Origin of the sequence: Aureimonas sp. Leaf324 (assembly GCF_001423245.1) — a bacterium.
Lineage (GTDB): Bacteria > Pseudomonadota > Alphaproteobacteria > Rhizobiales > Rhizobiaceae > Aureimonas.
In genome coordinates this window covers 72,753-95,324 of sequence record NZ_LMOH01000028.1, presented here as the reverse complement: position 1 = coordinate 95,324, position 22,572 = coordinate 72,753, and the positions used below count along the sequence as shown (strand labels likewise).

The following is a 22,572-nucleotide window of genomic DNA, read 5'->3' as shown; positions in this document are numbered from 1 at the left end:
TGTCTGTCCCCCGTTAACGCCTCGTTCACCATTCCGGCGCATAGTCGGGGCAGTCCAGATTGCTTTGGATGGCGACCTTGCCGGTTGTCGAATCTCCCTGTTGAACTTCAAGAGCCGCCCCGTGCGGCTCTCTTTTTGCCGCGATCGCGGACTGTCCACATGCTTTCCGGCCGTTAACTATCCTGAGGCAGCGCGGCTTGCGGAAGGGGGCCGGGCAGTGGATTCTAGCGGCAACAGGGCAGCGACGCGCGTTCGGACGCCGCGTCGCGTGCAACGATTCGCTTCAAGATCGGTTTTCCCGCGCATGACACACTCAGTTCTCGATCACAGCGATTCAGCCCGGACGATCAAGCTGGCGGAGCGGCTTGCGTTCTCCTCCAACTTCCAGCCGATCTTCGACGAGGGCATGACGCTGGTCGACGAGACGGCGGCCTATCTCGACGGCGACGGACGACGCGACGCGCGCACCATCTCGCGCGGCGCCTCGACGCTCTATGCCGCCGAATCCATGCGCCTGACGACGCGCCTGATGCAGGTGGCCTCGTGGCTCCTCCTGCAGCGCGCCGCCAACCAGGGCGACATGTCGCGTGCGCAGGTCGAGGCCGAGAAGGTCAAGGTGCGGCTCGACGGGATCGGCGGCGGCGCCGACTCGCCCTTCTACGACGAGCTGCCCGAAGCGTTCCGCGACCTTGTCAAGCGCGCGGTGATGCTGGAGCGCCGCGTCGCGATCCTCGACCGCGAGATCTACGGCGAGCCGCGGCCGGAAGCGTCGGGCAACCCGGTGGGCGAGCAGATGCACCTTCTGCGGACGGCCTTCGCCGTCTGAGGCTCCCATCTCCTGCGAAGATCGAGGGCGCGTCGGATCATGGTCCGGCGCGCCCTTTTCGTTTGGGCTGCGGGCAACAAAAAACCCGGCCGAAGCCGGGTTTTTCGAGAACTCGCAGAAAGGTCGGCAATCAGATGCCGAGGCCCTCGTAGCGCTTCTTGAAGCGCGACACGCGGCCGCCGCGGTCCAGCATCTGCTGGTTGCCGCCGGTCCAGGCCGGGTGGCTCATCGGGTCGATGTCGAGGTTGAGCTTGTCGCCCTCGGCGCCCCAGGTCGAGCGGGTCTGGTACTCGGTGCCGTTGGTCATCACGACCGTGATCGTGTGGTAGTCGGGGTGGATGTTCTGCTTCATCTCTTCGTTCCCAGCTTCACGCGCTCGCACCCACTGAGATCCCAAGTGATGGCCCGCCGGCGGGGTGCCGGGTGGACATTTCGACCAAGGACCGGAATGAGGAGCGCGATCGCTTTCAAATTCAAGGGCGAGCCTATACATCAGGGCCCGATAGCGCACAAGGGCCGCGCAGGCGGTCGCAAGGGACAGCCGATTTGCGAAACGGAACCGCCGAGAAAGCCGGCAGCGGGGCGTCCCGCCGCACGCTGAAGCCGCTGGCGCGCCTGTGGCCCTACATGATGGAGCACAAGGGCCACGTGGCCGCCGCGCTCTTCTTCCTGGCGCTCGCCTCGGTCACCACCCTCTCCTTGCCGCTGGCCGTGCGCCGCGTGGTGGACCACGGCTTCGCCTCCGCCGACGCCGGCTTCGTGAACACCTATTTCGGCATGTTGGGCGTTCTGGCGCTCGTCCTCGCGCTGGCGAGTGCCGGGCGCTACTACTTCGTCATCACGATCGGCGAGCGGGTGGTCGCGGCGCTCCGCAAGGACGTGTTCGCCCATGTCCTGACGCTGTCGCCGGCCTTCTACGACAAGAACCTGTCGGGCGAGATCGTCTCGCGCCTCACCGCCGACACGACGCAGATCAAGTCCGCGGTCGGCGCCACCGCCTCGCTCGCCTTGCGCAACTCGATCCTCTTCATCGGCGCGGCCGCCATGATGGTGGTGACGAGCCCCGGCCTGTCCGCCATCGTGCTCGGCGCCATCCCGCTCATCGTCCTGCCGCTCGTTGCCTTCGGCCGTCAGGTGCGGGCCCGCTCGCGCGCCGCGCAGGACGTTCTGGCCGGCGCCAGCGCCTATGCCGGCGAGGCGATCGGTTCCGTGCGCGCGGTCCAGGCCTTCACCGCGGAAGGGGAGGCACGCGGCCGGTTCGATGCGGCCGTCGACGACGCCTTCGAGGCGGCGCGCCGCTCGGTTTCGGCGCGCGCCGCGCTGACGGCCTTTGCGATCTTCCTCGTCACCGCCTCGATCGTCGCCGTGCTCTGGGTCGGCGCGCAGCAGGTGATCGGCGGCACGATGACGCCGGGCACGCTCGGCCAGTTCCTGCTCTACGCCGTCTTCGCCGCCTCCAGCCTCGGCCAACTCTCGGAGGTCTGGGGCGAGTTGACGGCGGCGGCGGGCGCCACCGAGCGCCTGTCGGAGCTTCTGGAGGACCGGCCGGAGATCGCCGATCCCGCCGCCCCCCTGCCCCTTCCCGCCCGCGCGCTCGGCGCGGTGCGCTTCGAGGACGTCGCCTTCCATTATCCGACCAGCCCCGGCCGCGAGACGCTGCGCGGCCTGTCCTTCGACGTGCGCCCCGGCGAGACCGTGGCGCTGGTGGGCGCGTCGGGCGCCGGCAAGTCGACGATCTTCTCCCTGCTCGAGCGTTTCTACGATCCGACGGCCGGCCGCATCACGGTCGACGGGATCGACATTCGCCATGTCGGGCTCGAAGCGCTCCGCCGTCGCATGGCGCTGGTGCCGCAGGACGTGACGGTGTTTGCCGGAACGCTCGCCTCCAACATCGCCTTCGGCCGGCCGGAGGCGAGCCGCGCCGAGATCGAGGCGGCGGCCGAGGCGGCGCTCGTGACGCCCTTCGTGCGCCATCTGCCGGACGGCTTCGACACGGCGGTCGGCGAGCGCGGCATCACCCTGTCGGGCGGCCAGCGCCAGCGTGTGGCGATCGCCCGCGCCATCCTGCGCGACGCGCCGATCCTCCTTCTCGACGAGGCGACCTCGGCGCTCGACGCCGAAAGCGAGGGCCTCGTACAGAAGGCGCTGGACGGGCTGATGCGGGGCCGCACGACCCTCGTGATCGCCCATCGTCTCGCGACCATCCTGAAGGCCGACCGCATCCTCGTGGTGGATGCCGGGCGGATCGTCGAGGAGGGAACGCATGCCAGCCTGATCCAAGCCGGCGGCGCCTATGCCCGCCTCGCGCGCCTCCAGTTCGGCGCGGCGGAAGCCGCCCTACGCGGGGCTGCCGAATAAGGTCCCGTCCGAGAAAATAGGTCAGCATTATTGACATATTTTCTCGCCGGGTGTGAAGCAGGGTCAGGAGGAAAGACATGACCCTGACCGATCTCTTCGCCACCCGCTCCAGCCGCATGAAGGCGTCCGAAATCCGGGAGCTCCTGAAGCTCCTCGACCAGCCGGACATCATCTCCTTCGCCGGCGGCATTCCCGACCCGTCGCTGTTTCCGCACGAGGCGTTCCGCCGGGCCTATGCCGACGTTCTCGGCGGCGCCGGGGCCAACGCGGCGCTGCAGTATCAGGTGAGCGAGGGCTACCTGCCGCTGCGCCGCTGGCTGGCCGCCCACATGGCCGATCTCGGCGTGCCCTGCGACGAGGGCAACATCTTCATCACCTCCGGCTCGCAGCAGGGCCTCGATTATCTCGGCAAGCTGATGCTGTCGCCCGCCGACACGGCGCTGGTGACCTGGCCGACCTATCTCGGCGCGCTCCAGGCGTTCAACGCCTACGAGCCGACCTATGCGCGCCTCCAGCCGAACGGCGGCAACACGACGCCGGCCGAGTACGCAGAGGCCGCCGCCGCGGCTGGCGGCCGCGTCAAGTTCGCCTATCTCGTGCCCGACTTCGCAAACCCGACCGGCGAGACGCTGACCCGTGCGCAGCGCGAGGGGGTGCTCGATCTCGCGAGTGAGCTCGACTGCGCCGTGATCGAGGACGCCGCCTATCAGGCGCTGCGCTACGACGGCGAGCCGGTGCCGCCGATCATCGCGCTCGACTGCGCCCGCTCCGGCGGTCTTGACGCCGCGCGCACCATCTATTGCGGCTCCTTCTCCAAGATCCTGGCGCCCGGCCTGCGGATGGGCTGGATCTGCGCGCCGCGCCGCATCGTGGAGAAGCTTGTCCTGATGAAGCAGGCGGCCGACCTCCACAGCCCCTCGATCAACCAGATGGCGATCCTGCACGTCGCCGAGACGAGCTACGCCGCGCAGGTCGAGACCGTCCGCCGTGTCTACGGCGAGCGGCGAAACGCGATCCTCGCCGCGCTTCAAGCGGCGATGCCCGCCGGCGTCGCGTGGAGCCGGCCGGAGGGCGGCATGTTCATCTGGGTCACGCTGCCGGACGGCATCGACACGACCGCCCTTCTCGCGCGCGCGGTCGCGGAGGAGCGCCTCGCCTTCGTGCCGGGCAGCGCCTTCTTCGCCGACGGCTCCGGCCGCAACACGCTCCGCCTGTCCTTCACGCTCGCGGACGAGCGCGCGGTGACGGAAGGCATCCCCCGCCTCGGCCGTTTGATCCGCGACGAACTGGCGCGTCGCTGAGGCCACGCCAGGCCCGACGACGCCCTGGTCATGCCTTTTCAGCCCTGCATCTCGCCGGGCCGGAACACGCGAAGGCGGAACGGACCGGGCAGCGAAGCAACGGCGGTGTAGCCGAAGTCCATCTCGGTCGGCGCCTGGAGGACGGCAAGACCCTTCTCCTGCCAGCCGGCATGGTGGCGGTCGACCGCCTCGCGCGTGTCGACGCCGATCGACAGTTCGCTGTTCTCGCCGCGCGGCTGCGGTGCCGGCTCCACGCCGTCGGCGCGCCAAAAGCCGAGGCGCATGCCGTCCAACACGAAGAGGACGAAGGTCGGCGACCGCTCGACGGGCGCGAGGCCGAAAAGGGCTTCGATCGCCCGAGCCGAGTCGGCAGGATTTTCGACATAGAAGAGGAGGTAGGGGGTCATGACGGGCTCCGTTCGGTTTGAACGTCCCCTGCCTAAACCGTCCTCCTGTCAGCCCATGTCAGCAGCACAGCGCTCGGCGTCGCGCATCAGGCGCCAGTCGGCCAGGAGCACGCGGTGGCGGCGGCCCATGCGTCGCCCGGCCGGCACGGCTTCGGCTATCCGGTCGAGGCGGAAATGGCGAAAGTCGCCGCGCATCTCGCACCACGCGGCGAGCACCTCCGCCTGGTCGAAGAAGCCGACGATGATCGGCCAAACGGCGCGCTGCGATGCGACGCCCGCCTTGTCGGTGTAGCGGATCGCGAGCGCGTCCTCCGCCCGGATCGCCTCGCGGATCGTGCCGAGGCAGGCGAACTCCTCGGCCGCCGCGCCGCCTGCGAAGAGTTGCACCGCTTCGGCCGAACGGTTCGCAGGAAGGACCGCCTCGATCTTGGCGAGCGCACCGGCCGCGCCCGGACCGAGCGTCTCGGGAAGACGCCGCGTGACGAGGCGCAGGCCGAGCACCAGCGCGTCGATCTCGTCCTCGTCGAACATCAGGGGCGGAAGCGTGAGGCCGGGACGCAGGACGTAGCCGAGGCCCGCCGCGCCCTCGACGGGCACGCCCTGCCCCTGAAGCACGGCGATGTCGCGATAGAGCGTCCTCAGACTGATACCGAGTTCGGCGGCGAGCGTCTCGCCCGCCACTGCGCGCCGGTGACGACGCAGAAGCTCCACGAGATCGAGGAGCCGTGCGGCGCGCGTCATCGCTCGGTGAGCTTCAGCTCGATGCGCCGGTTGCGGGCACGCGCGTCCGGCGTGTCGCCCGCCACCAGCGGCTGGAACTCGCCGAAGCCAGTCGCCGCGAGGCGGTTGGCCGGAACGCCCGCGCCGACGAGGAAGCGCACCACGGCGGCGGCGCGGGCGGTGGACAGCTGCCAGTTGTCGGTGAACCGGCCGCCGGTGATCGGCACGTTGTCGGTATGGCCGTCGACGCGGATGATCCAGTTGATGTCGGAGGGGATCTCGCGGTCGAGCTGGATGATGGCCTCGGCGAGCTTTTCCATCTCGTCGCGCCCCGCCGGCTGCAGCACGTCGGCGCCCGAGGAGAACAGCACCTCGGACTGGAACACGAACCGGTCGCCGACGATGCGGATGTTGTCGCGGTCGGCGAGGATCTCGCGCAGGCGGCCGAAGAAGTCCGAGCGGTAGCGCGCCAGTTCCTGCACGCGCTGCGCGAGCGCGACGTTCAGGCGGCGGCCGAGATCGGCGATCTGGGTTTGGCTTTCGCGGTCGCGGCTCTCGGAGGCGCCGAGCGCGTCCTCGAGCGCCGCGATCTGCTGGCGGAGCGCCGAAAGCTGCTGGTTCAGGAGGTCGATCTGGGTGCGAGCCTGCGCCGACACCTGGCGCTCCGATTCCACGGCCGCCTGGAGATCGCCGACCTGGTTCCCGGCGCCCGAAGCGCCCGCCCCCGCGCGGCTTCCGTCGAGCGCCGCCTGAAGCCGCGTGCGCTCGGTCTCGGCACCGGCAAGCGAGGCCTGCAGCGCCGAGATCTGGTCCTGGAAATCGGTCGAGTTGGAGCGCTCCAGCGCCAGAAGCTGGTTGAGCTCGGCGATCTGCGAGTTCAGCCGGTCGAGCACGGTGTCGCGGCCCGACAGGTCGCGGCTGAGCAGGAACTGCGCGATCACGAAGACCGACAGAAGGAACATGATGGCCAGAAGCAGCGTGGACAGGGCGTCCACGAAGCCCGGCCAGTAGTCGACCTCGCGCCGCAGCCGGCGTCCGCGCCCGAGCGCCATGGCGTCAGTTCCGCTCGATCTCGGTCAGCGACCGGTTGAGCCGCTCCAGAACGCGCCGCATCTCGCGCTGCTCGCCCGCCTGCGCTTCGACGAAGTCGCGCAGCGTCTGCTGCTCGCCGCGCATGTGCTGGACGAGACCCTGGATGCTCTCGGCAAGGTTTGCCATCGCGGCCGAGGTGCGGGGGCTGGTGGAGTGCTCCAGCACCAGCCGGTTGATCCGGTCCGACAGGAGGCGGAACTCCTCGCCGCTGGATCCGATGACCGCGCCGTCGGGAACGGCGACCGTCGCCGGCATGGCATGGCCCGCCTCGACCGCGACGGTCGAGAGCCAGTCCTCGAGCTCGATGTAGAAGCGGTTCTGCGCGCGCCCGACCTGAAGGTCGAGGAAGCCGAGCACCAGCGAGCCCGACAGGCCGAACAGCGAGGACGAGAAGGCCGTGCCCATGCCGGACAGCGGCGCGGACAGGCCGTTCTTGACCGAATCGAGCACCGTCGCCGCATCGCCGGCCGCCGGATCGAGCGACTGGATCGTCGCCGAGATCGAGCCGATCGTGGTCAGAAGGCCCCAGAACGTGCCGAGAAGGCCGAGGAAGACGAGAAGGCCGACGAGATAGCGCGACACGTCTCGCTGCTCGTCGAGGCGCCCGCCGACGGAATCGAGGATGGCGCGCACCGATGGGGCGGGAAGCGAGCGCGGCATCGCGCCGTGGCCGATCATCGCCTCCATCGGCGCGAGCAGCACGGGCGATCGCGCGCGGCGCTCGCGGTCGTTGTCGCGCAGGGCGTTCAGCCAGCGCACCTCGCGCGCCAGCCGCCCAATCTGCAGGACGGCCATCAGGATGCCGACGGCGAGGACCCCGAGGATCAGCCCGTTGAGGCCGGGATTGGTCGAGAAGGCCTGAATGACCTGCCGGCCGAGGATCATCGCCACGAACCCGGCGAGCGCCAGGAACACCAGCATCGCCCACAGGAAGACGAGCGGGCTGGAGAACCGTTCCGGCCCCCTATGCGCGAGGGGGCGGCCGTCGGGAGGAGAACTCGAAACCTGCATCGATACGGCACCCGCTTGGCGAAGTCGCTGGCTGGGCGCGAAGCTAGCCGAGCGGGCGCGCGCTGCAAACCGGTTTTTCGGCAAAAGCGCGCGGCTCACAAGGCTTTGGCGGCCCGAAACCGGGCCACCGGGATACGCCGTCCGGCGTCAGGAGGCGGCTTCGGGCGCGTCGGCGTCCTCGGCCTTGGGCTGGGGCGTTCCACGCATGGCGGTCGCCGCCTTCTTCAGTTCGCCCACCAGCGCGCGGTGGATAATCTCATTGCCGCAGGCGATGTCGCCCTCCACGAACTCGAACTTCGAGCCGTCGGAATGGGTGACGAAGCCGCCGGCCTCGCGCACCAGCATCGAGCCGGCCGCGACGTCCCAGGGCTGCAGCGAGTGCTCCCACACACCATCGATGCGGCCTGCGGCGAGGTAGGCGAGGTTCAGCGCCGTCGAGCCGAAGGCGCGGATGCCGGCCGCCTCGCCCATCATCTTGCGGGCCTCGAAGAGGTAGCGCGCGTGGTCGGCATGGCCGAGATGGGGAATGCCCGTCGCCACGACGCATTCGGCGAGCTTGGTGCGCGCGGCGACGCGGATGCGCCGATCGTTCAGGAAGGCGCCGCCGCCCTTTTCGGCCGAGTAGAGCTCGTCCGTCGCCGGGTTGAAGATCACGCCGGCGACGATCTGGCCGTCGCGCTCCAGCCCGATCGAGATCGCGAAATGTGGGATGCCGTGCAGGAAGTTGGTGGCGCCGCCGAGCGGATCGACGACCCAGCGGTGCTGGGGATCGCGGCCCTCGATCGCGCCGCGCTCCTCCATCAGGAAGCCCCAGTCGGGCCGCGCGCGCGACAGTTCCTGGAAGACGATCTCCTCGGCCTTGCGATCGGCATGGGCCACGAAGTCGGCCGGTCCCTTCATCGAGACCTGGAGGTTCTGCACCTCGCCGAAATCGCGCGTGAGCGAGCGCCCCGCCTTCATGGCGGCCTGCGTCATCACGTTCATCAGCGCCGAACGGGCCATGGCTTCCACTTTCCTGACAACAATCGAAAGAACGGGCGGCGGCCGCCGGGGCGGACGCCGCACTCCCGCAGCCGGGTGCGGCACGGGACGAAATGGGGAACGGGCGCCTTGGAACCACAAAACGCCGGCCGGTTCAAGTCCGGCGCGTCAGCTGGCCCGGAACCGGTTGGCGGCTTCGAGCGCCCCCTTCTGGTCGGCGTCCGGCAGCGTGCGGAACCAGCCGTCGAGCGTCGCATCGGAATTGGAAGCACGCCGGGCGAGCACCGTCCACATCGCCGCCTGCGCCCGGTCGCGCGGGGTGCCGACGCCGTCCTTGTAGAGGTGGGCCATGCGGTTGACGGCGATCGGGTTGCCGCGCTCGGCCGCGCCCTTCAGCCAGCGGAAACCTTCCACCGGGTCCGGCGCCCCGCCCCGGCCGTTGATCAGCCAGATGCCGAGCTCGATCTGCGCCGTGTCGCTGCCGCTCTTGGCGGCTTCCGTCAGCCAGCGGCGCGCTTCGGCGTCGTCGGCCTTCTCGACGCCCTTGCCGTAGGCGTAGAACTGGGAAAGCGCATACTGCGCGTCGGGCAGGCCGGACTCTGCCGCCTTGCGGAAATAGCCGGCGGCATCGCCGAAGCCGCCGGTCGGCGCGGCGCGGATCAGCATCTGGCCGTAGTTGTAGGCGGCGAGCGGGTTGCCGGCATCGGCCGCGGCCTTCATCAGGTCGCGGGCCATGGCGTCGTCGTGCGCGACCGCACGCCCCTCGATCAGAAGCATCGCGTAGCGGAACTGCGCCTCCGGCACGCCGGCCTTGGCCGCGACGCCGTACCAGCGCGCCGCCTCGGTCTCGTCGCGCGGCACGCCGAGCCCGCGCCCATAGATCTCGCCGAGCAGCGTCTGCGCGGCCGGGTCGCCGAGATTGGCGAGCGGTTCGGCGATCCGGAGCGCCGACAGGTAGTAGCCGCGCTGGAAGGCCCCATAGGCCTGCGCGCTCGCCGAGGTGCCGTCAGCGGCATCGGGATCGTCGGTGGCCTTCGCGACCGGCGTCGGCAAGAGGTTGGGCGACAGCGCCGGCGCCGGCAACGTGCCGGCGGATGGCGCGGCGGTCGCAGCGTCGGGTGCAGGCGGCGCCGGGGCGGCCGCATCCTGCGCAACAGCCGGCGAGCCGAAGAGAAGGGTGGCGAGGAGCGCGGCGCGCTTCATGCCGTGGCCTCCTCCATCGCCCGGTCGATCATCCGGTTGGCCGCCTCGACCTGCGCGGCCGCCGCGCCGAGATCGGCGAAGACGGCGCTCGACAGCGCGATGAACTCGGCGCGCGTCTCGATCGCGCTGGCGAGCGTCGCCAGATCCGATCCACCCTGCACGATGCAGGGGATCTCGACGATCGAGGCCCACCATTCGGCCAGTTCGAGGTTCCGGCGCAGCGGCGCGGCCGCGCTGTCGGCGCCGAGCTTGCCGAAGAACATGTAGTCCGGCATGCACTCGCCCGCCTCCAGCGCATCGTGGCGCGTGGTGAAGCCGGAGCCGCCGACGATGAGGCGCGGCGAGAAGCGGCCGACCGCCTCACGCAGCGCGGCGACGCTGCCCGAGGCGTCGTGGAAGCCGTCGGCGCGCACGCGGCCGGCGCAGCGCGTGTCCTCGGCGACGATCGCGGCCGCGCCCGCTTCCTGGATCAGCGGCACCAGCCGTTCGGCGAAATCCTGGAACGGGCCGGGCTGGCGGCCGGCCGGATCGATCAGCACCGAGGCGACGTCGCCCGCGCCGAGCGCAGCCCTCAGGGCCGCCTCGCCGGCATCGCCGTCCGGCAGGAGGGTCGTCGCCAGGACCAGTCGGGGGCGGATACGGTCGTCTTCGGTCATGAGAAACATCTGCGCAGCGGGCGCCGGGAGCGCCGGGTCGGGGGCCGGCTCGGCCGGCGGGCTGCTGTAGATACCGATTGCGGCGAGACTACAAGGGTCGCGGCAGGATCGGAAAGGACGCGACCCCTCGTGAGGCCGCGCCCAAGAATGCTGATTGGCGGTCAGTGGGTCGATTGACGCAAACGCTCGATCTCGTCCTTCAGCTGCAGCTTGCGCCGCTTCAGGTCCTGTATTTCCGCATCGCTCATGGCAGGCTTGGTGTGGGCCGTGGCGATTTCCTCGTTCAGGGCCGAGTGGCGCTGCTCCAGGGTCGCGAGATGGGCATCCAAGGACATTCTTGAGCTCCTTTTGGGTCTCTAGTCTTCCTCCATCGACGCCCGGACGACCGAGGCGCCGTGGACGACATGAAGGTGTCATATAAGTTTTGGCCTGTCGAATGCGGATCAAGACCCGGGTTTTTAAATTGCCTCCATCCTGATAACGAAGAGGCGGGGTCGGAGCGTCCGGGATCAGGATTTGCGCGGGTTTCGCGCGGGCCGAGGACGCGGGGTCGATTTTTTGTGATGCCGCGGCCCGTCGACCGGGTGCCGGGGCACGAAGGGTATCGCGTTCGAGGGGACCTTGGTGGCGGATCAGGAACAGGCCGAACTCAGGCTGCAGCTCGCAAGGCTGCGCCAGGAACACGCGGATTTCGACGCCGCGATCGAGGCGATGGAGACGACCGGCTGCGACCGGCTGCAGATCCAGCGCATGAAGAAGAAGAAGCTCCTGATCAAGGACCGCCTCCAGGATCTCGAGGATCAGGTCCTGCCGGACATCATCGCATGACGACACCGCCCGTCGCCGTCATCATGGGCAGCCAGTCGGACTGGGCCACCATGAAGCATGCCGTCGAGACGCTGGACGCGCTCGGCATCGCGCACGAGGCGCTGATCGTCTCGGCCCACCGCACCCCCGACCGACTCGTCGCCTTCGCCAAGGGCGCGCGCGACAAGGGCTTCAAGGTGGTGATCGCCGGCGCCGGGGGGGCTGCCCACCTGCCGGGCATGACGGCTTCGATGACGCCGCTGCCGGTCTTCGGCGTGCCGGTGGAAAGCCGGGCACTGTCCGGCCAGGACAGCCTCCTGTCGATCGTGCAGATGCCCGCCGGCATTCCCGTCGGCACGCTCGCCATCGGCCGGGCCGGCGCCGTGAACGCCGCACTTCTCGCCGCCAGCGTGCTCGCTCTCACCGACGCCGGGCTCGCCGGGCGTCTCGACGCGTGGCGTCAGCGCCAGAGCGAAGCCGTCGCCGAGCGTCCTGTCGACGACGCGGCGCCTGCGCATTGATCCTTCCCCTATCGAGGCGGACCGCATGACAGCCCCCCTCCCCTTCGGCTCCACGATCGGCATCATCGGCGGCGGCCAGCTCGGCCGCATGCTGGCGTCGAGCGCCGCACGCCTCGGCTTCCGCACGCTGGTGCTCGATCCCGACGCGGACTGCCCGGCGGCGCAGGTCGCGAACGACCTGATCCGCGGCGCCTACGACGACGCGGCCGCGCTCCGCCAGCTCGCCGACCGCAGCGACGTCGTGACCTACGAGTTCGAGAACGTGCCGGTCGGCCCGTTGCGGGCGCTGGGTGGGCCCAAGCCCATCCATCCGCCGATCGAGGCGCTGGAGGTCGCGCAGGACCGGGTGGTCGAGAAGGCCTTCCTCAACGGCATCGGCATCGCCACGGCGCCCTGGCGGGCGGTGGACGATCCGCAGGAACTCGACCACGCGCTGCTCGACCTTCGCGGCGACTGCATCCTGAAGACGCGCCGCCTCGGCTACGACGGCAAGGGGCAGGCGACGATCGCCGAAGGCGGCCCGCACGACGACGTCTTCGAGAGCCTCGGCTCGGTGCCGTCGATCCTCGAGAAGAAGGTGCCGTTCGAGCGCGAGATTTCGGTGATCTCGGCGCGCGGACGGGACGGCTCCTTCGTCGCCTTCGATCCGGCCGAGAACGTCCACCGAATGGGCATCCTCAGTCGCTCCAAGGTGCCGGCAAAGGTGCCGCAGGAGATCGCCGAGCGGGCGGTCGAGACCGCGCGAGCGATCATGGACAGGCTCGGCTATGTCGGCGTCATCGGCGTCGAGTTCTTCGTGGGCGCGGACGGCACGCTCCTCGTCAACGAGATCGCGCCACGCGTCCACAATTCGGGCCACTGGACCGAGGCGGCCTGCACGATCTCGCAGTTCGAGCAGCATATCCGCGCGGTCGCGGGCCACACGCTGGGCGCCACCAACCGCCATTCGGACTGCGTGATGGAAAATCTCATCGGCCATGATGTCGAGCGCGCCGAGGCGCTTCTCGGCGAGCCCGACACACTGGTCACGCTCTACGGCAAGCGTGAGGCCAGGCCCGGCCGCAAGATGGGGCACGTCACCCGGCTGAGCCCGCGAAAGGCCATCTGAAAGGCAGCGCGGGGCGCCGTCACATGGTTGACATCGCACCCCGCCTGCCGTTATTGCCACCCCAGGTCGACGCGCCCCCACGGCGCGTTTTTCATTATGCGGCGGAATGGGACTGGGCCCGATCGTCGCCTCGCAATCGACGGTCGAAGTCATGAAGATCAAGAACTCGCTGAAGTCCCTCAAGGGCCGCCACCGCGCCAACCGCCTGGTTCGCCGCAAGGGCCGCATCTATATCATCAACAAGCTGGCCCCGCGCTACAAGGCGCGCCAGGGCTGACGCTTGCGGGCCGCTCCAGCGGCTCCTCGGAAATTGTTTGGAAGGCGCGCCGGGACGACGTAAGTTCGTCCCATGCGCGCCTTTTCCCGTTTCAAGATTCCCCTTCTCGCCGCAGCCCTCGTCTCCGCCGCGGTGACTGCGCCCTCGATGGCGCAGGACGCGACGGCGCCCGGCGCCCTGCCCGGCCCCGAGACGCCGGCCGCCACGGCGAGCGGTCTCCCCGATGCGGCGCCGCCTGTCGCCGAAACGCGCGAGGCTCGGCTCGACGGCCTGTTCGAACGGCTGAAGCGCGAATCCGATGCCGAGAAGGCGACGGGGATCGCCAACGAGATCCAGTCCGTTTGGCTCGAAAGCGGCAGCGCGACGGTCGATCTCCTGATGCTGCGCGCGACGCAGGCCATCGCCCGCAAGGATGCGGCGGCGGCGCTGGATTTCACCGACCAGGCGATCGTCCTCGATCCCGACTATGCGGAAGCCTACAACCGGCGCGCCACGCTGCACTACACGCAGAATCGCTACGCGCTTTCGATGGCCGACGTCGAGGAGGTGCTAAAGCGCGAGCCGCGCCATTTCGGCGCGCTGACGGGGCTTGGCGCCATGCTGGAGGAGCTGGGCCGCGACCGGGAGGCGCTGGACGCCTATAGCCGCGCGCTCGCCATCTATCCGACGCTGAAGGCCGCGCAGGACGCGGCGGGGCGGCTGGCCGAGGAAGTTTCCGGCCAGCCGGCCTGATCCGTCAGATGGCCGACAGGCCGTCCGAGCCGATATAGGCGATGCGGATCATGTTGGTGGCGCCGGGCGTGCGCAGCGGCACGCCGGCCGTCACGATCACCCGCTCGCCGACGCGAGCGTAGCCCTGCTGGACCGCGAGGCGGCAGGCGCGGTTGACCATGTCCTCCATGTCGGAGGCATCGTCCGTCACCACGCAGTGGAGACCCCAGACGAGGCTGAGGCGGCGCGCGGTGGCCTCGATCGGCGACAGGGCGAGGATCGGGATCTGCGGGCGCTCGCGCGCCGTACGAAGGCCCGTCGTGCCGGTCGAGGTATAGGTGACGATCGTCGCCACCTGCAGCGTCTCGGCGATCTGGCGCGCGGCGAGCGACACGGCGTCGGCGCCGGTCGCCTCGGCGGCCGGGCGCTGCGCGAAGATGATGCCGGGATAGAGCGGGTCCTTCTCCACCTCGACCGCGATCCGGTCCATGGTCTGCACCGCCTCGACGGGATAGGCGCCCGCCGCCGACTCGGCCGACAGCATGATCGCATCGGCGCCCTCGAAGACGGCGATCGACACGTCCGACACCTCGGCGCGCGTCGGCACCGGGGCGGTGATCATCGATTCCAGCATCTGGGTCGCGACCACGACCGGCTTGCCGGCGCGGCGGGCGGCGCGGGTGATGCGCTTCTGGATGCCGGGCACCTGCTCCAGCGGCATCTCGACGCCGAGATCGCCGCGCGCCACCATGATCGCGTCGGACAGCTCGATGATCTCGTCGAGGCGCTCGACGGCCTGCGGCTTCTCGATCTTCGACAGGAGGCCAGCGCGTCCGCGCGAGAGCTTGCGCGCCTCGGCGAGGTCCTCCGGGCGCTGGATGAAGGACAGGGCGAGCCAGTCGACCTCGGCCTCCAGCACCGCGTCGAGGTCGCGCCGGTCCTTGTCGGTCAGCGCGCCGCTCGTCAGCAGCGTGTCGGGCAGGCTGACGCCTTTCTTGTCGGAGATGCGCGTGCCGGCCACGACCTCGCAGCGGATCGCGGTGCCGGTGGTCGAGAGGGCGCGCAGCTGCAGCTTGCCGTCGTCGATCAGGAGGCGATGGCCGGGCTGGACGGTCTCGAGGATCTCGGGATGGGGCAGATAGACGCGCGTCGCGTCGCCGGGCTCGGGATTGTTGTCGAGCGTGATGATGTCGCCGGGCTTGAGGTCGACCTTGCCATCCGCGAACTTGCCGACGCGCAGCTTCGGCCCCTGCAGGTCGGCGAGGATGCCGATCGGCCGGTCGACGGCGGCTTCCACGCGGCGAATGCGGGCGACGAGCTCGCGCATCGAATCGTGGTCGGTATGGCTCATGTTGATGCGGAAGACGTCTGCGCCCGCTTCGTGCAGCTTGCGGATCATCGCCTCGTCCGACGAGGCCGGCCCGAGCGTTGCAAGAATCTTCACGCGGCGATTGCGTTTCATGGCTGGTCGGTTCCTTCGCGTGCCGCTTCCGTCAGCTGGACCATCCAGCTGCCTTGCCCGCCGGTGTCGTATTCCCGAAAGCCCATCTTCTGGTACCCTCGGGCGAAGCAGTCCTTGACCCCGACGATTTTGAACTCGTTCTCGGCGATGCACATGTCGATGTCGCCCGCCCACCGACCGACGCCCTCGGCGTCCTCGGCGTAGATGTAATAGTAGCGCGACTGCAGCTCACCCTCGATGACAGAGCGGCAGGTCGTCGCGGGAATGCGCCACCAGCCCTCGCTCACCCACCCTTCCGCCGTCCGCTGACCGACCGCCACGCCCACCAGAGCCTGCGTACCGTTGCACACCCGGAAATCGGCACGGGCGACAGCGGCGAACAGAGGCAGCGACAGGACGGAAAGACCAAGGGTCAGAACGGCGGCGGCGATCGGGGAACGGAGCCCCAGGATCGGGCAAGACGGCATGGGCGACCCTTTGGATAAGGACGGCGGCGGGCCCTTCTCGCATAGTCGGTAAAACTGTCAAAGACGGGGCGGGCCCGATGGCCCATTCTTTTTATTAAATCGATACGATCGCGCCCGTCGGGCCGCTTGCGGCCCGCGACGATGGGCCCGATATCGGTCCCGAATGCTGAACGGAGGGACCTCGCATGGACCGCGCGCCGACCACCACCGAACTGGAAGCCGCCGCCTTCCGGCGACTTCGCGACCATCTGCGCGAGCGCACCGACGTGCAGAACATCGACCTGATGAATCTCGCCGGCTTCTGCCGCAACTGCCTGTCCAACTGGTACGCCGAGGCCGCCGCCGAGGCCGGTCGGCCGATGGGCAAGGACGAGGCTCGCGAGATCGTCTACGGCATGCCCTACGACGAGTGGCGCGCCCGCCACCAGCGCGAGGCGGGCGCCGAGGCGCAAGCCGCGTTCGACGCATCCACGCCGCACGATTGAGGCCGGCGTAACGCTCGGGTAACCATTCGGCGTCATCGAAGAGGGGAAAGCGGTCGCCGGTTCCGGCGCCCCGCCCCAGTCGTCCGTTACGAGGTCATCCCATGTCCAACGCCACCGAGGAAGTCGCCCAGGATCAGCTCCGCTCCTTCGTCGAGCGCATCGAGCGCCTCGAGGAGGAGAAGAAGCAGATCTCCGACGACATCAAGGACGTCTATGCCGAAGCCAAGGGCAACGGCTTCGACGTCAAGGTGCTGCGCAAGGTGATCTCGCTGCGCAAGCAGGACGCCAACGAGCGAGCCGAGATGGACGCGATCCTCGACCTCTACCTCCAGGCGCTGGGGATGATGCCGTCCGGCGAGTGAGCCGCGCGACACCCTGAAACGAAAAACACCTCCGGCCCGGGCCGGAGGCGTTTTTCATGGGACCAACGTTGGACGCGTCAGCGGCCGCGACGACGCTTGTGGCCGAGGCCCATCTGCTTGGCGAGACGCGAGCGCGCCGCCGCATAGCTCGGCGCCACCATCGGATAGTCCGCCGGCAGATCCCACTTCTCGCGGTATTCCTCGGGCGACAGGTTGTAGTGCGTCATCAGGTGACGCTTCAGCGACTTGAACTTCTTGCCGTCCTCGAGACACACGATGTACTCGTCGGTCACCGACTTCTTCACGGAAACGGCGGGCTTCGGCTTCTCGGCCGGAGGCGGCTCCGGCTGCGCGCCGGTCATGCCGAGCGCGCTGTGGACGTCCGCGATCAGGGCGGGCAGATCGGCGACCGCCATGGAATGATTGCTGACATAGGCCGCGACGACGTCCGCCGTCAGCTCCATCAGGTCATCATTGTCGTCCGGCAGGTTCAACTCGTCCATGTCTTTTCCGATCCGATCGTCAGGCGCGACAGCCGCCGAAGTCCCTTTCCCTGCCGAGATCGCGATGAAACGCGAATCATCTTGGCAGGCCGGCGAAGCAACTATGCACCATCGTTGATTCAAACGGTATCTGAGAAACCATCTGATTTTTGTCAAGCTCGGATCGCGGCATGACAAGTTCAGCACATCTCCGGTGGTGAACGTCTGCCGCAATCAACTTGAGATTTCAGCTGACATCGGATGCAGCCGCCCGCGAAAACTTGGGGCCCAGCACCTGGCAGAGCCTCGACTGCACAAACGCGAACGCCCGCACCGAAGGCGCGGGCGTCGAGCGATCGAAGCGGTCCGTCAGTTGATCTTGTGGACCGGCATGAAGTTGACGGCCTTGCCCTCGAAGCGGCCCGCGGCTGACGGGGCGCCGGTCTTGCGCGAGAAGCCATGCGCGAAGACCGCGTCCGGCACGTTGCCGATCAGGCTGTGGGCGACGGGCCGCTGAAGGTCGGCCTCCAATGCGCGGCGCTCGGGGTTGGCGATCAGCGCGGCGACCTCGACGCGCTCGGCGATGATGCGCGCGGACGGCTGGGCGGCGCGGCGGGCGGCGGCCAGAGCCGCCTCGTCGCCGACGACGCGCCCGCCCTTGGCCGACATGGCCGGCCGGGCAGCGGACTTCGAGACCGCTGGCGTGGCCAGTGACGCGACGCGGACCGGCTGCGACGAAGCCGGGATCGGCGCTGCGGCGGCAAGGGCGGCGACGGCCGTCGCCTCAGCCGGACGATGCGACGGCGTGACGGCAGGACGGGCAGCCGGCTCCGCTCCGGCGGCGGCCGCGGTGCTCTCCGCCATGGCGGCAGCGATGATGGATTCGGGCGTCAGTTCGGGCTCGGCGCCGATCATGCGGGGTGTCGGCAGGGCGGCCTGGTCGGCGCGCAGCACGGCCTCGAAGGGCGGCCGGGCCCGGGGCATCGGCACGGCATAGGCGAGCTGGGTCGGCGCGCCGGGCGCAACTTCGGCCGCGGCTTCGGCTTCCAGCGCGGCGACGAGCGTCGTGGCGGGATCGACGGCATCCGGGCGGACCGGCGCGCGGGTCGGCAGCGGCACGCGGGCCGGAACCAGGGCCGCGACGGTGGTTTCAGTGGCGGGAATGGCGGACGGCGGGGCCGCGCGGGCCGGGCTCGTGCCGTCGAAGGCGTCGCGCTCGGGCATGGCGACGCCGGCGGGAAGCGCGGCGGGCGGCAGGGCGGGGGCGGGACGCACCGCGGCGATCTGGACCTCGGGCTCGGGCGCGGAGCGCGCGGGACGGGCCGCCGGGGCGCGGCCGACCGGTGCCGCCGTCGCCTCGGCCTCGTCCTCCGCCTCGTCCGCGCCGCCGCCGAAGATGGCGGCCAGAAGCGAGCGGCCGCCGCCGGAGCGCGACGAGGACGCGATCTGGACGTCGTTGGCGCCCTTGCGCTTGTTGTAGGAGGCGAGCGCCGTCTCGTAGCCGGCCAGCGGCTTGCCGTCGGACGGGACGTGGATCGTGTTGCCCTTCGGGAAGATGCTGGCGAGCTCGCTGCGGCTCATGCGCGGCCAGTAGCGGCCCTTCCCGGTGTCGAAGTGGACGAAGGGCGAACCGGAACGCGGATAGTAGCCGACGCCGCCGAGCTGCATGCGCAGGCCGATGTCGCGCACCTTCTTCAGCGGCACGTCGGGCAGGAAGAAGTCGACGGCCTTGCCGGACATATGAAGACTGGAGCCGGCGACGCCGCTGGAGCGCGACCGCAGCATCTTGTTGGTGCCGGGCGAACGATAGCCGCCGATGACGTGGATATAGCCGCGCGAGCCGGACTGCTTGTGCGCCTCGTAGAGAAGGTCGAGGAGCTTCGGGTCCATCGTGGTGGGCTTGTTCTCGCGCCAGTCGCGCAGCGCCCAGTTGGCCTTCTTCAGGCCGTCGGGCAGGAACTTGCCGTCACGCTTGTAGACGATCTCGGACTTTTCCTTGAGATGGACGTGATAGAGCTTGAGGGTCCGCGTCTCGGCCTGTGCCGCCGTTGCGGCCAGAAGGCCCATCAGGACGACCGCCGCGCGCTTGATGGCGCGTGGCGATACGCATTCGGTCCATCCGAACATGCGGTATTTCCCCCGGTGCGTCGTCCCGCTGATGGATGTCCCCACCAGATTTCTATGGCCCCCGATCAGGCTGACAAGCCTCATCGGGAAAGAGTGCGGCACGAAAATGACACTTGGTCCATTGTTTCGCCAATACACAGGATTTTGGTTAACGGCGAGTGAAAATCGGGCGACTCTCGCGGCCCCGACCGAATCACCGCCGTGACGAGCCGCGCGGGATCTGAAGTATGCGCCGCCCGGGCCGGTGTCCTATATCCCCTGCCAACGGACGCCACCGACAGGCGTCCGGCCTCGCGTCGTCCCCCGGAGTGTTCCGTCCATGAGCCAAGCGTCCGCGTCGTCCTCCCGCCCTTCCTCCGGCGCGGCCGGCGCCCTTCCCGAATGGAACCTGGCCGATCTCTACGCCGGCATCGACGCCCCCGAGATCGCCCGCGATCTCGATGAGGCCGCTCGCCGCGCGGGCGCGTTCCAGGCGCGCTGGAAGGGACGTCTCGAGGACGCGGCGCAAGCTGCGGGCGAGAACGGGCTCGGGGCGGCGATCGCCGAGTTCGAGGCGCTGGAAGAGCTTCTCGGCCGCCTGATCTCCTATGCCGGCCTTGTCTACGCCGGCGACACGGCCTCGCCCGCCAACGCCAAGTTCTACGGCGACATGCAGGCCCGCGTCACCGACATCTCGTCGCTCCTCCTGTTCTTCGCGCTGGAGCTCAACCGCATCGACGAGCCGGCGATGGACGCCGCGATGGAGCGCGACGCGCAGCTGGCGCATTACCGCCCGTGGGTCGTCGATCTGCGCCAGGACAAGCCCTTCCAGCTCGAGGACCGGGTGGAGGAGCTGTTCCTCGAGAAGTCGGTGACCGGCCACGGCGCCTGGAACCGCCTCTTCGACGAGACGATGACGGCGCTGCGCTTCACCGTGGACGGCGAGGAACTGGCGCTGGAAGAGGTGCTGAACCTCCTGCAGGACCCCGACCGCGCCCGGCGCGCCAAGGCCGGGGCGGCGCTGGCCGAGGTGTTCCGCCGCAACCTGCGCACTTTCGCACTGGTCACCAACACGCTCGCCAAGGACAAGGAGATTTCCGACCGCTGGCGTGGGTTCGAGGACGTCGCGGACTCGCGCCATCTCGCCAATCGCGTCGAGCGCGAGGTGGTCGACGCTCTCGCCAAAGCGGTGTCGGACGCCTACCCCTCGATCGCCCATCGCTACTACGCCCTGAAGGCGAAGTGGCTCGGCCTTGACGCGCTGGAGTTCTACGACCGCAACGCGCCGCTGCCGGGCGCGGCCAAGCGCGACATCGGCTGGGACGAGGCGCGCGAGACCGTGCTGTCGGCCTATCGCGACTTCGCGCCCGACATGGCCGAGATCGCCGGCCGCTTCTTCGAGCGGAACTGGATCGACGCTGCGGTCCGCCCCGGCAAGGCGCCAGGCGCCTTCGCGCACCCGACGGTGCCGAGCGTGCACCCCTATGTGCTCGTCAATTATCTCGGCAAGCCGCGGGACGTGATGACGCTCGCGCACGAGCTCGGCCACGGCGTCCATCAGGTGCTGGCGGGCGACCAGGGCGCCCTGATGGCCTCGACGCCCCTGACGCTCGCCGAGACGGCCTCGGTGTTCGGCGAGATGCTGACCTTCCGCTCGCTGCTCCAGCGCGCGGCATCACCGGCCGAACGCCGCACCCTGATCGCCTCGAAGGTCGAGGACATGATCAACACGGTGATCCGCCAGATCGCCTTCTACGAGTTCGAGCGCGAGATCCATATCGAGCGCCGCAAAGGCGAGCTGACGGCCGAGCGCATCGGCGAGATCTGGATCGCGATCCAGAAGCGGAGCCTCGGCCCCGCGGTGAACCTCGGCGAGGGCTACGAGACCTTCTGGACCTATATCCCGCACTTCATTCATTCGCCCTTCTACGTCTATGCCTACGCGTTCGGCGACTGCCTCGTGAACTCGCTCTACGCGGTCTACCAAAACGCCGAGGAGGGTTTTCAGGACCGGTATTTCGCGATGCTGCGGGCTGGCGGCACCAAGCACCATTCGGAACTCCTCGCCCCGTTCGGCCTCGATGCCACCGATCCCGCCTTCTGGCGTCAGGGCCTGTCGATGATCTCGGGGCTCATCGACGAACTGGAGGCAATGGACGAGGCGGCCTGACCGTTCAAGGCTCGAGGCGGTCGCCCCAGTCGGCCCGCCTCGCCTCCCGGAAACGATCCCCGTCGCGCTTGGTAACCAGCGCGTCGGCGATCGTGCCGTCGGGGCGGCAGAGCTTGACGCGCACCTTGCCGCTGCCGGCGCGCGGCGGAGCGAGGACGCGCTGGTAGCTCGGTCCCGCCGGGGCGTCGCGCGCGAGGGCGACATAGGCGAACTTCTCGTCCTCGTAGGGCACCTCGGCCTCCTTGGCGCGCAGGTGGAGGCGCGAGCGCGGCAGGCGCTGGGCGAAATGGCACCAGTCGGGCGCGACGATCGGGCAGGCTTGCGCATGCGGACAGGGCGCCACGACCTTCGCGCCGGCCGCGATCAGGCGGTCGCGCACAGCGAGGATACGGGCCCAGCCGGCAGGGGTCCCCGGCTCGACGACGAGGAGGACGCCGCCGGTCTTCGACCAGAGCATGTCGGCGAGCGGCGCGATCGCGGCCGGCGCGATCTCGTCGAGGACGTAGGAGAGGGTCACGAGATCGGCGCCGGGCATGGCGGCGAGATCCGCCGCGAGGTCCCCCGCACGCCAGTCCGGCGCGAACGCGAAGGCGCCTGCGCCCAGCCGTTGCCCGAGCCGGCGGATCGGCGCGGAGGCTTCGAGAAGCGTCGCGCCACTGAGCGCCGGAAACGCGTCCGCGGCGGCCCAGAGCGCGGTGCCGGGGCCGGCGCCGACGTCGAGAAGCGTTGCGGGTGCGAAGTTGGGACGACCTTCGGCCAGCGAAGCGAGGGAGGCCCGCAGTGCGGCATAGGTCGCCGGCAGGCGCGCGGCCGCGTAGACCTTGGCGAACAGGTCGTCGGACAGGTGCATCCGCCCGTCCCGCGTCTCGGCGCGGTAGCGGCCGGACAGCACCTCGCCCGCCCGGCGCAGGTCGGCGAGGGGCGTTCCGGCGATCTCCGCCTCGATCGCGGCACGCAAGGGGGTCGGCAGGTCCATGGATCGATGCGCAGGCGTCCCGCGGTCCGGTGCTTCCGCCGGCCTCCGAGCGCCAAGCCCCTTTTATTTGACAGCGTTCTGCT

At 69.5% G+C, this 22,572-nt stretch carries 25 protein-coding genes; 11 read left to right on the top strand and 14 right to left on the bottom strand.

Translation table 11 applies throughout. The features are described from left to right. Positions 1-304 precede the first annotated feature (304 nt). Positions 305-826, top strand: coding sequence for a DUF1465 family protein (locus ASF65_RS18485; protein ID WP_055892584.1), 522 nt, complete (start codon positions 305-307; stop codon positions 824-826). 130 nt (positions 827-956) lie between these two features. On the opposite strand, the gene rpmE is transcribed toward ASF65_RS18485, so the two are convergent. After that, a complete protein-coding gene (gene rpmE / locus ASF65_RS18480; protein ID WP_055892581.1) occupies positions 957-1,178 on the bottom strand; it encodes a 50S ribosomal protein L31 in 222 nt (73 codons plus the stop codon). A gap of 275 nt (positions 1,179-1,453) precedes the next feature. Between rpmE and ASF65_RS18475 the strand changes: the two genes are divergently transcribed. Both ASF65_RS18475 and ASF65_RS18470 read left to right on the top strand, forming a co-directional pair. Continuing rightward, positions 1,454-3,184 carry an ABC transporter transmembrane domain-containing protein gene (locus tag ASF65_RS18475; protein ID WP_156369391.1) on the top strand — a complete coding sequence of 577 codons (1,731 nt, stop codon included), beginning with the start codon at positions 1,454-1,456 and terminating at the stop codon, positions 3,182-3,184. A gap of 77 nt (positions 3,185-3,261) precedes the next feature. Next, entirely contained in the window at positions 3,262-4,485 is a 1,224-nt protein-coding gene (locus ASF65_RS18470; protein WP_055892575.1) for a PLP-dependent aminotransferase family protein, read from the top strand. 38 nt (positions 4,486-4,523) lie between these two features. Here ASF65_RS18470 and ASF65_RS18465 read toward each other — a convergent pair whose 3' ends face one another. The 8 genes from ASF65_RS18465 to ASF65_RS21080 form a co-directional block, all read right to left on the bottom strand. After that, entirely contained in the window at positions 4,524-4,892 is a 369-nt protein-coding gene (locus ASF65_RS18465; RefSeq protein WP_055892571.1) for a hypothetical protein, read from the bottom strand. 48 nt (positions 4,893-4,940) lie between these two features. Next, on the bottom strand, positions 4,941-5,633 hold the full coding sequence (locus tag ASF65_RS18460) for a YafY family protein (RefSeq protein WP_055892569.1): 693 nt from the start codon (positions 5,631-5,633) through the stop codon (positions 4,941-4,943). Further along, complete coding sequence (locus ASF65_RS18455) at positions 5,630-6,664, bottom strand: peptidoglycan -binding protein (RefSeq protein ID WP_055892565.1); 1,035 nt, start codon at positions 6,662-6,664, stop codon at positions 5,630-5,632. The genes ASF65_RS18460 and ASF65_RS18455 overlap by 4 nt, the downstream gene beginning before the upstream one ends. 4 nt (positions 6,665-6,668) lie before the next feature. Further along, complete coding sequence (locus tag ASF65_RS18450) at positions 6,669-7,715, bottom strand: hypothetical protein (protein ID WP_055892561.1); 1,047 nt, start codon at positions 7,713-7,715, stop codon at positions 6,669-6,671. A 147-nt stretch (positions 7,716-7,862) separates the two neighbouring features. Next, complete coding sequence (locus ASF65_RS18445) at positions 7,863-8,717, bottom strand: inositol monophosphatase family protein (protein ID WP_055892558.1); 855 nt, start codon at positions 8,715-8,717, stop codon at positions 7,863-7,865. A gap of 147 nt (positions 8,718-8,864) precedes the next feature. Continuing rightward, complete coding sequence (locus tag ASF65_RS18440) at positions 8,865-9,899, bottom strand: tetratricopeptide repeat protein (RefSeq protein WP_055892555.1); 1,035 nt, start codon at positions 9,897-9,899, stop codon at positions 8,865-8,867. After that, entirely contained in the window at positions 9,896-10,555 is a 660-nt protein-coding gene (locus tag ASF65_RS18435) for a thiamine phosphate synthase (protein WP_055893014.1), read from the bottom strand. The genes ASF65_RS18440 and ASF65_RS18435 overlap by 4 nt, the downstream gene beginning before the upstream one ends. A 161-nt stretch (positions 10,556-10,716) precedes the next feature. Beyond that, entirely contained in the window at positions 10,717-10,890 is a 174-nt protein-coding gene (locus ASF65_RS21080) for a DUF465 domain-containing protein (protein WP_082505842.1), read from the bottom strand. A gap of 289 nt (positions 10,891-11,179) precedes the next feature. Between ASF65_RS21080 and ASF65_RS18430 the strand changes: the two genes are divergently transcribed. From ASF65_RS18430 to ASF65_RS18410, 5 genes are all read left to right on the top strand, one after another. After that, positions 11,180-11,383 (top strand): YdcH family protein, encoded by a 204-nt coding sequence (locus ASF65_RS18430; RefSeq protein WP_055893011.1) that lies wholly within the window; start codon positions 11,180-11,182, stop codon positions 11,381-11,383. Continuing rightward, positions 11,380-11,883, top strand: coding sequence for a 5-(carboxyamino)imidazole ribonucleotide mutase (gene purE, locus ASF65_RS18425; RefSeq protein WP_055892552.1), 504 nt, complete (start codon positions 11,380-11,382; stop codon positions 11,881-11,883). Before ASF65_RS18430 ends, purE begins: the two co-directional genes overlap by 4 nt. Positions 11,884-11,908: 25 nt before the next feature. Then, a complete protein-coding gene (locus tag ASF65_RS18420) occupies positions 11,909-12,991 on the top strand; it encodes a 5-(carboxyamino)imidazole ribonucleotide synthase (RefSeq protein WP_055892548.1) in 1,083 nt (360 codons plus the stop codon). A 151-nt stretch (positions 12,992-13,142) separates the two neighbouring features. Next, complete coding sequence (gene ykgO / locus ASF65_RS18415) at positions 13,143-13,268, top strand: type B 50S ribosomal protein L36 (RefSeq protein WP_019998227.1); 126 nt, start codon at positions 13,143-13,145, stop codon at positions 13,266-13,268. A 72-nt stretch (positions 13,269-13,340) separates the two neighbouring features. Further along, positions 13,341-14,000, top strand: coding sequence for a tetratricopeptide repeat protein (locus tag ASF65_RS18410; RefSeq protein ID WP_055892545.1), 660 nt, complete (start codon positions 13,341-13,343; stop codon positions 13,998-14,000). Between the two features lie 4 nt (positions 14,001-14,004). Here the strand turns inward: ASF65_RS18410 and pyk are convergent, their stop codons facing one another. Together pyk and ASF65_RS18400 are read right to left on the bottom strand one after the other, a co-directional pair. Next, positions 14,005-15,441 carry a pyruvate kinase gene (pyk, locus tag ASF65_RS18405; protein ID WP_055892542.1) on the bottom strand — a complete coding sequence of 479 codons (1,437 nt, stop codon included), beginning with the start codon at positions 15,439-15,441 and terminating at the stop codon, positions 14,005-14,007. After that, the gene (locus tag ASF65_RS18400) at positions 15,438-15,908 is read right to left on the bottom strand and encodes a DUF1036 domain-containing protein (protein ID WP_082505841.1); all 471 of its coding nucleotides are present in this window, start codon (positions 15,906-15,908) and stop codon (positions 15,438-15,440) included. The genes pyk and ASF65_RS18400 overlap by 4 nt, the downstream gene beginning before the upstream one ends. 185 nt (positions 15,909-16,093) lie before the next feature. Here ASF65_RS18400 and ASF65_RS18395 point away from each other — a divergent pair, with 185 nt between their 5' ends. Together ASF65_RS18395 and ASF65_RS18390 are read left to right on the top strand one after the other, a co-directional pair. Continuing rightward, positions 16,094-16,393, top strand: coding sequence for a DUF1244 domain-containing protein (locus tag ASF65_RS18395; RefSeq protein WP_055892539.1), 300 nt, complete (start codon positions 16,094-16,096; stop codon positions 16,391-16,393). A 101-nt stretch (positions 16,394-16,494) separates the two neighbouring features. Further along, positions 16,495-16,755: a DUF2312 domain-containing protein gene (locus ASF65_RS18390; RefSeq protein WP_055892534.1), complete on the top strand. Its 261-nt coding sequence runs from the start codon at positions 16,495-16,497 to the stop codon at positions 16,753-16,755. 77 nt (positions 16,756-16,832) lie between these two features. Here the strand turns inward: ASF65_RS18390 and ASF65_RS18385 are convergent, their stop codons facing one another. Further along, entirely contained in the window at positions 16,833-17,258 is a 426-nt protein-coding gene (locus ASF65_RS18385) for a MucR family transcriptional regulator (RefSeq protein WP_055892529.1), read from the bottom strand. 348 nt (positions 17,259-17,606) lie between these two features. Beyond that, positions 17,607-19,364, bottom strand: coding sequence for a DUF882 domain-containing protein (locus tag ASF65_RS18380; protein WP_055892525.1), 1,758 nt, complete (start codon positions 19,362-19,364; stop codon positions 17,607-17,609). A 319-nt stretch (positions 19,365-19,683) separates the two neighbouring features. Here ASF65_RS18380 and ASF65_RS18375 point away from each other — a divergent pair, with 319 nt between their 5' ends. Further along, positions 19,684-21,513 (top strand): M3 family oligoendopeptidase, encoded by a 1,830-nt coding sequence (locus ASF65_RS18375; RefSeq protein WP_055892521.1) that lies wholly within the window; start codon positions 19,684-19,686, stop codon positions 21,511-21,513. Positions 21,514-21,517: 4 nt separating this feature from the next. Here ASF65_RS18375 and ASF65_RS18370 read toward each other — a convergent pair whose 3' ends face one another. Next, on the bottom strand, positions 21,518-22,489 hold the full coding sequence (locus tag ASF65_RS18370; RefSeq protein WP_055892518.1) for a small ribosomal subunit Rsm22 family protein: 972 nt from the start codon (positions 22,487-22,489) through the stop codon (positions 21,518-21,520). Positions 22,490-22,572: the final 83 nt, after the last annotated feature.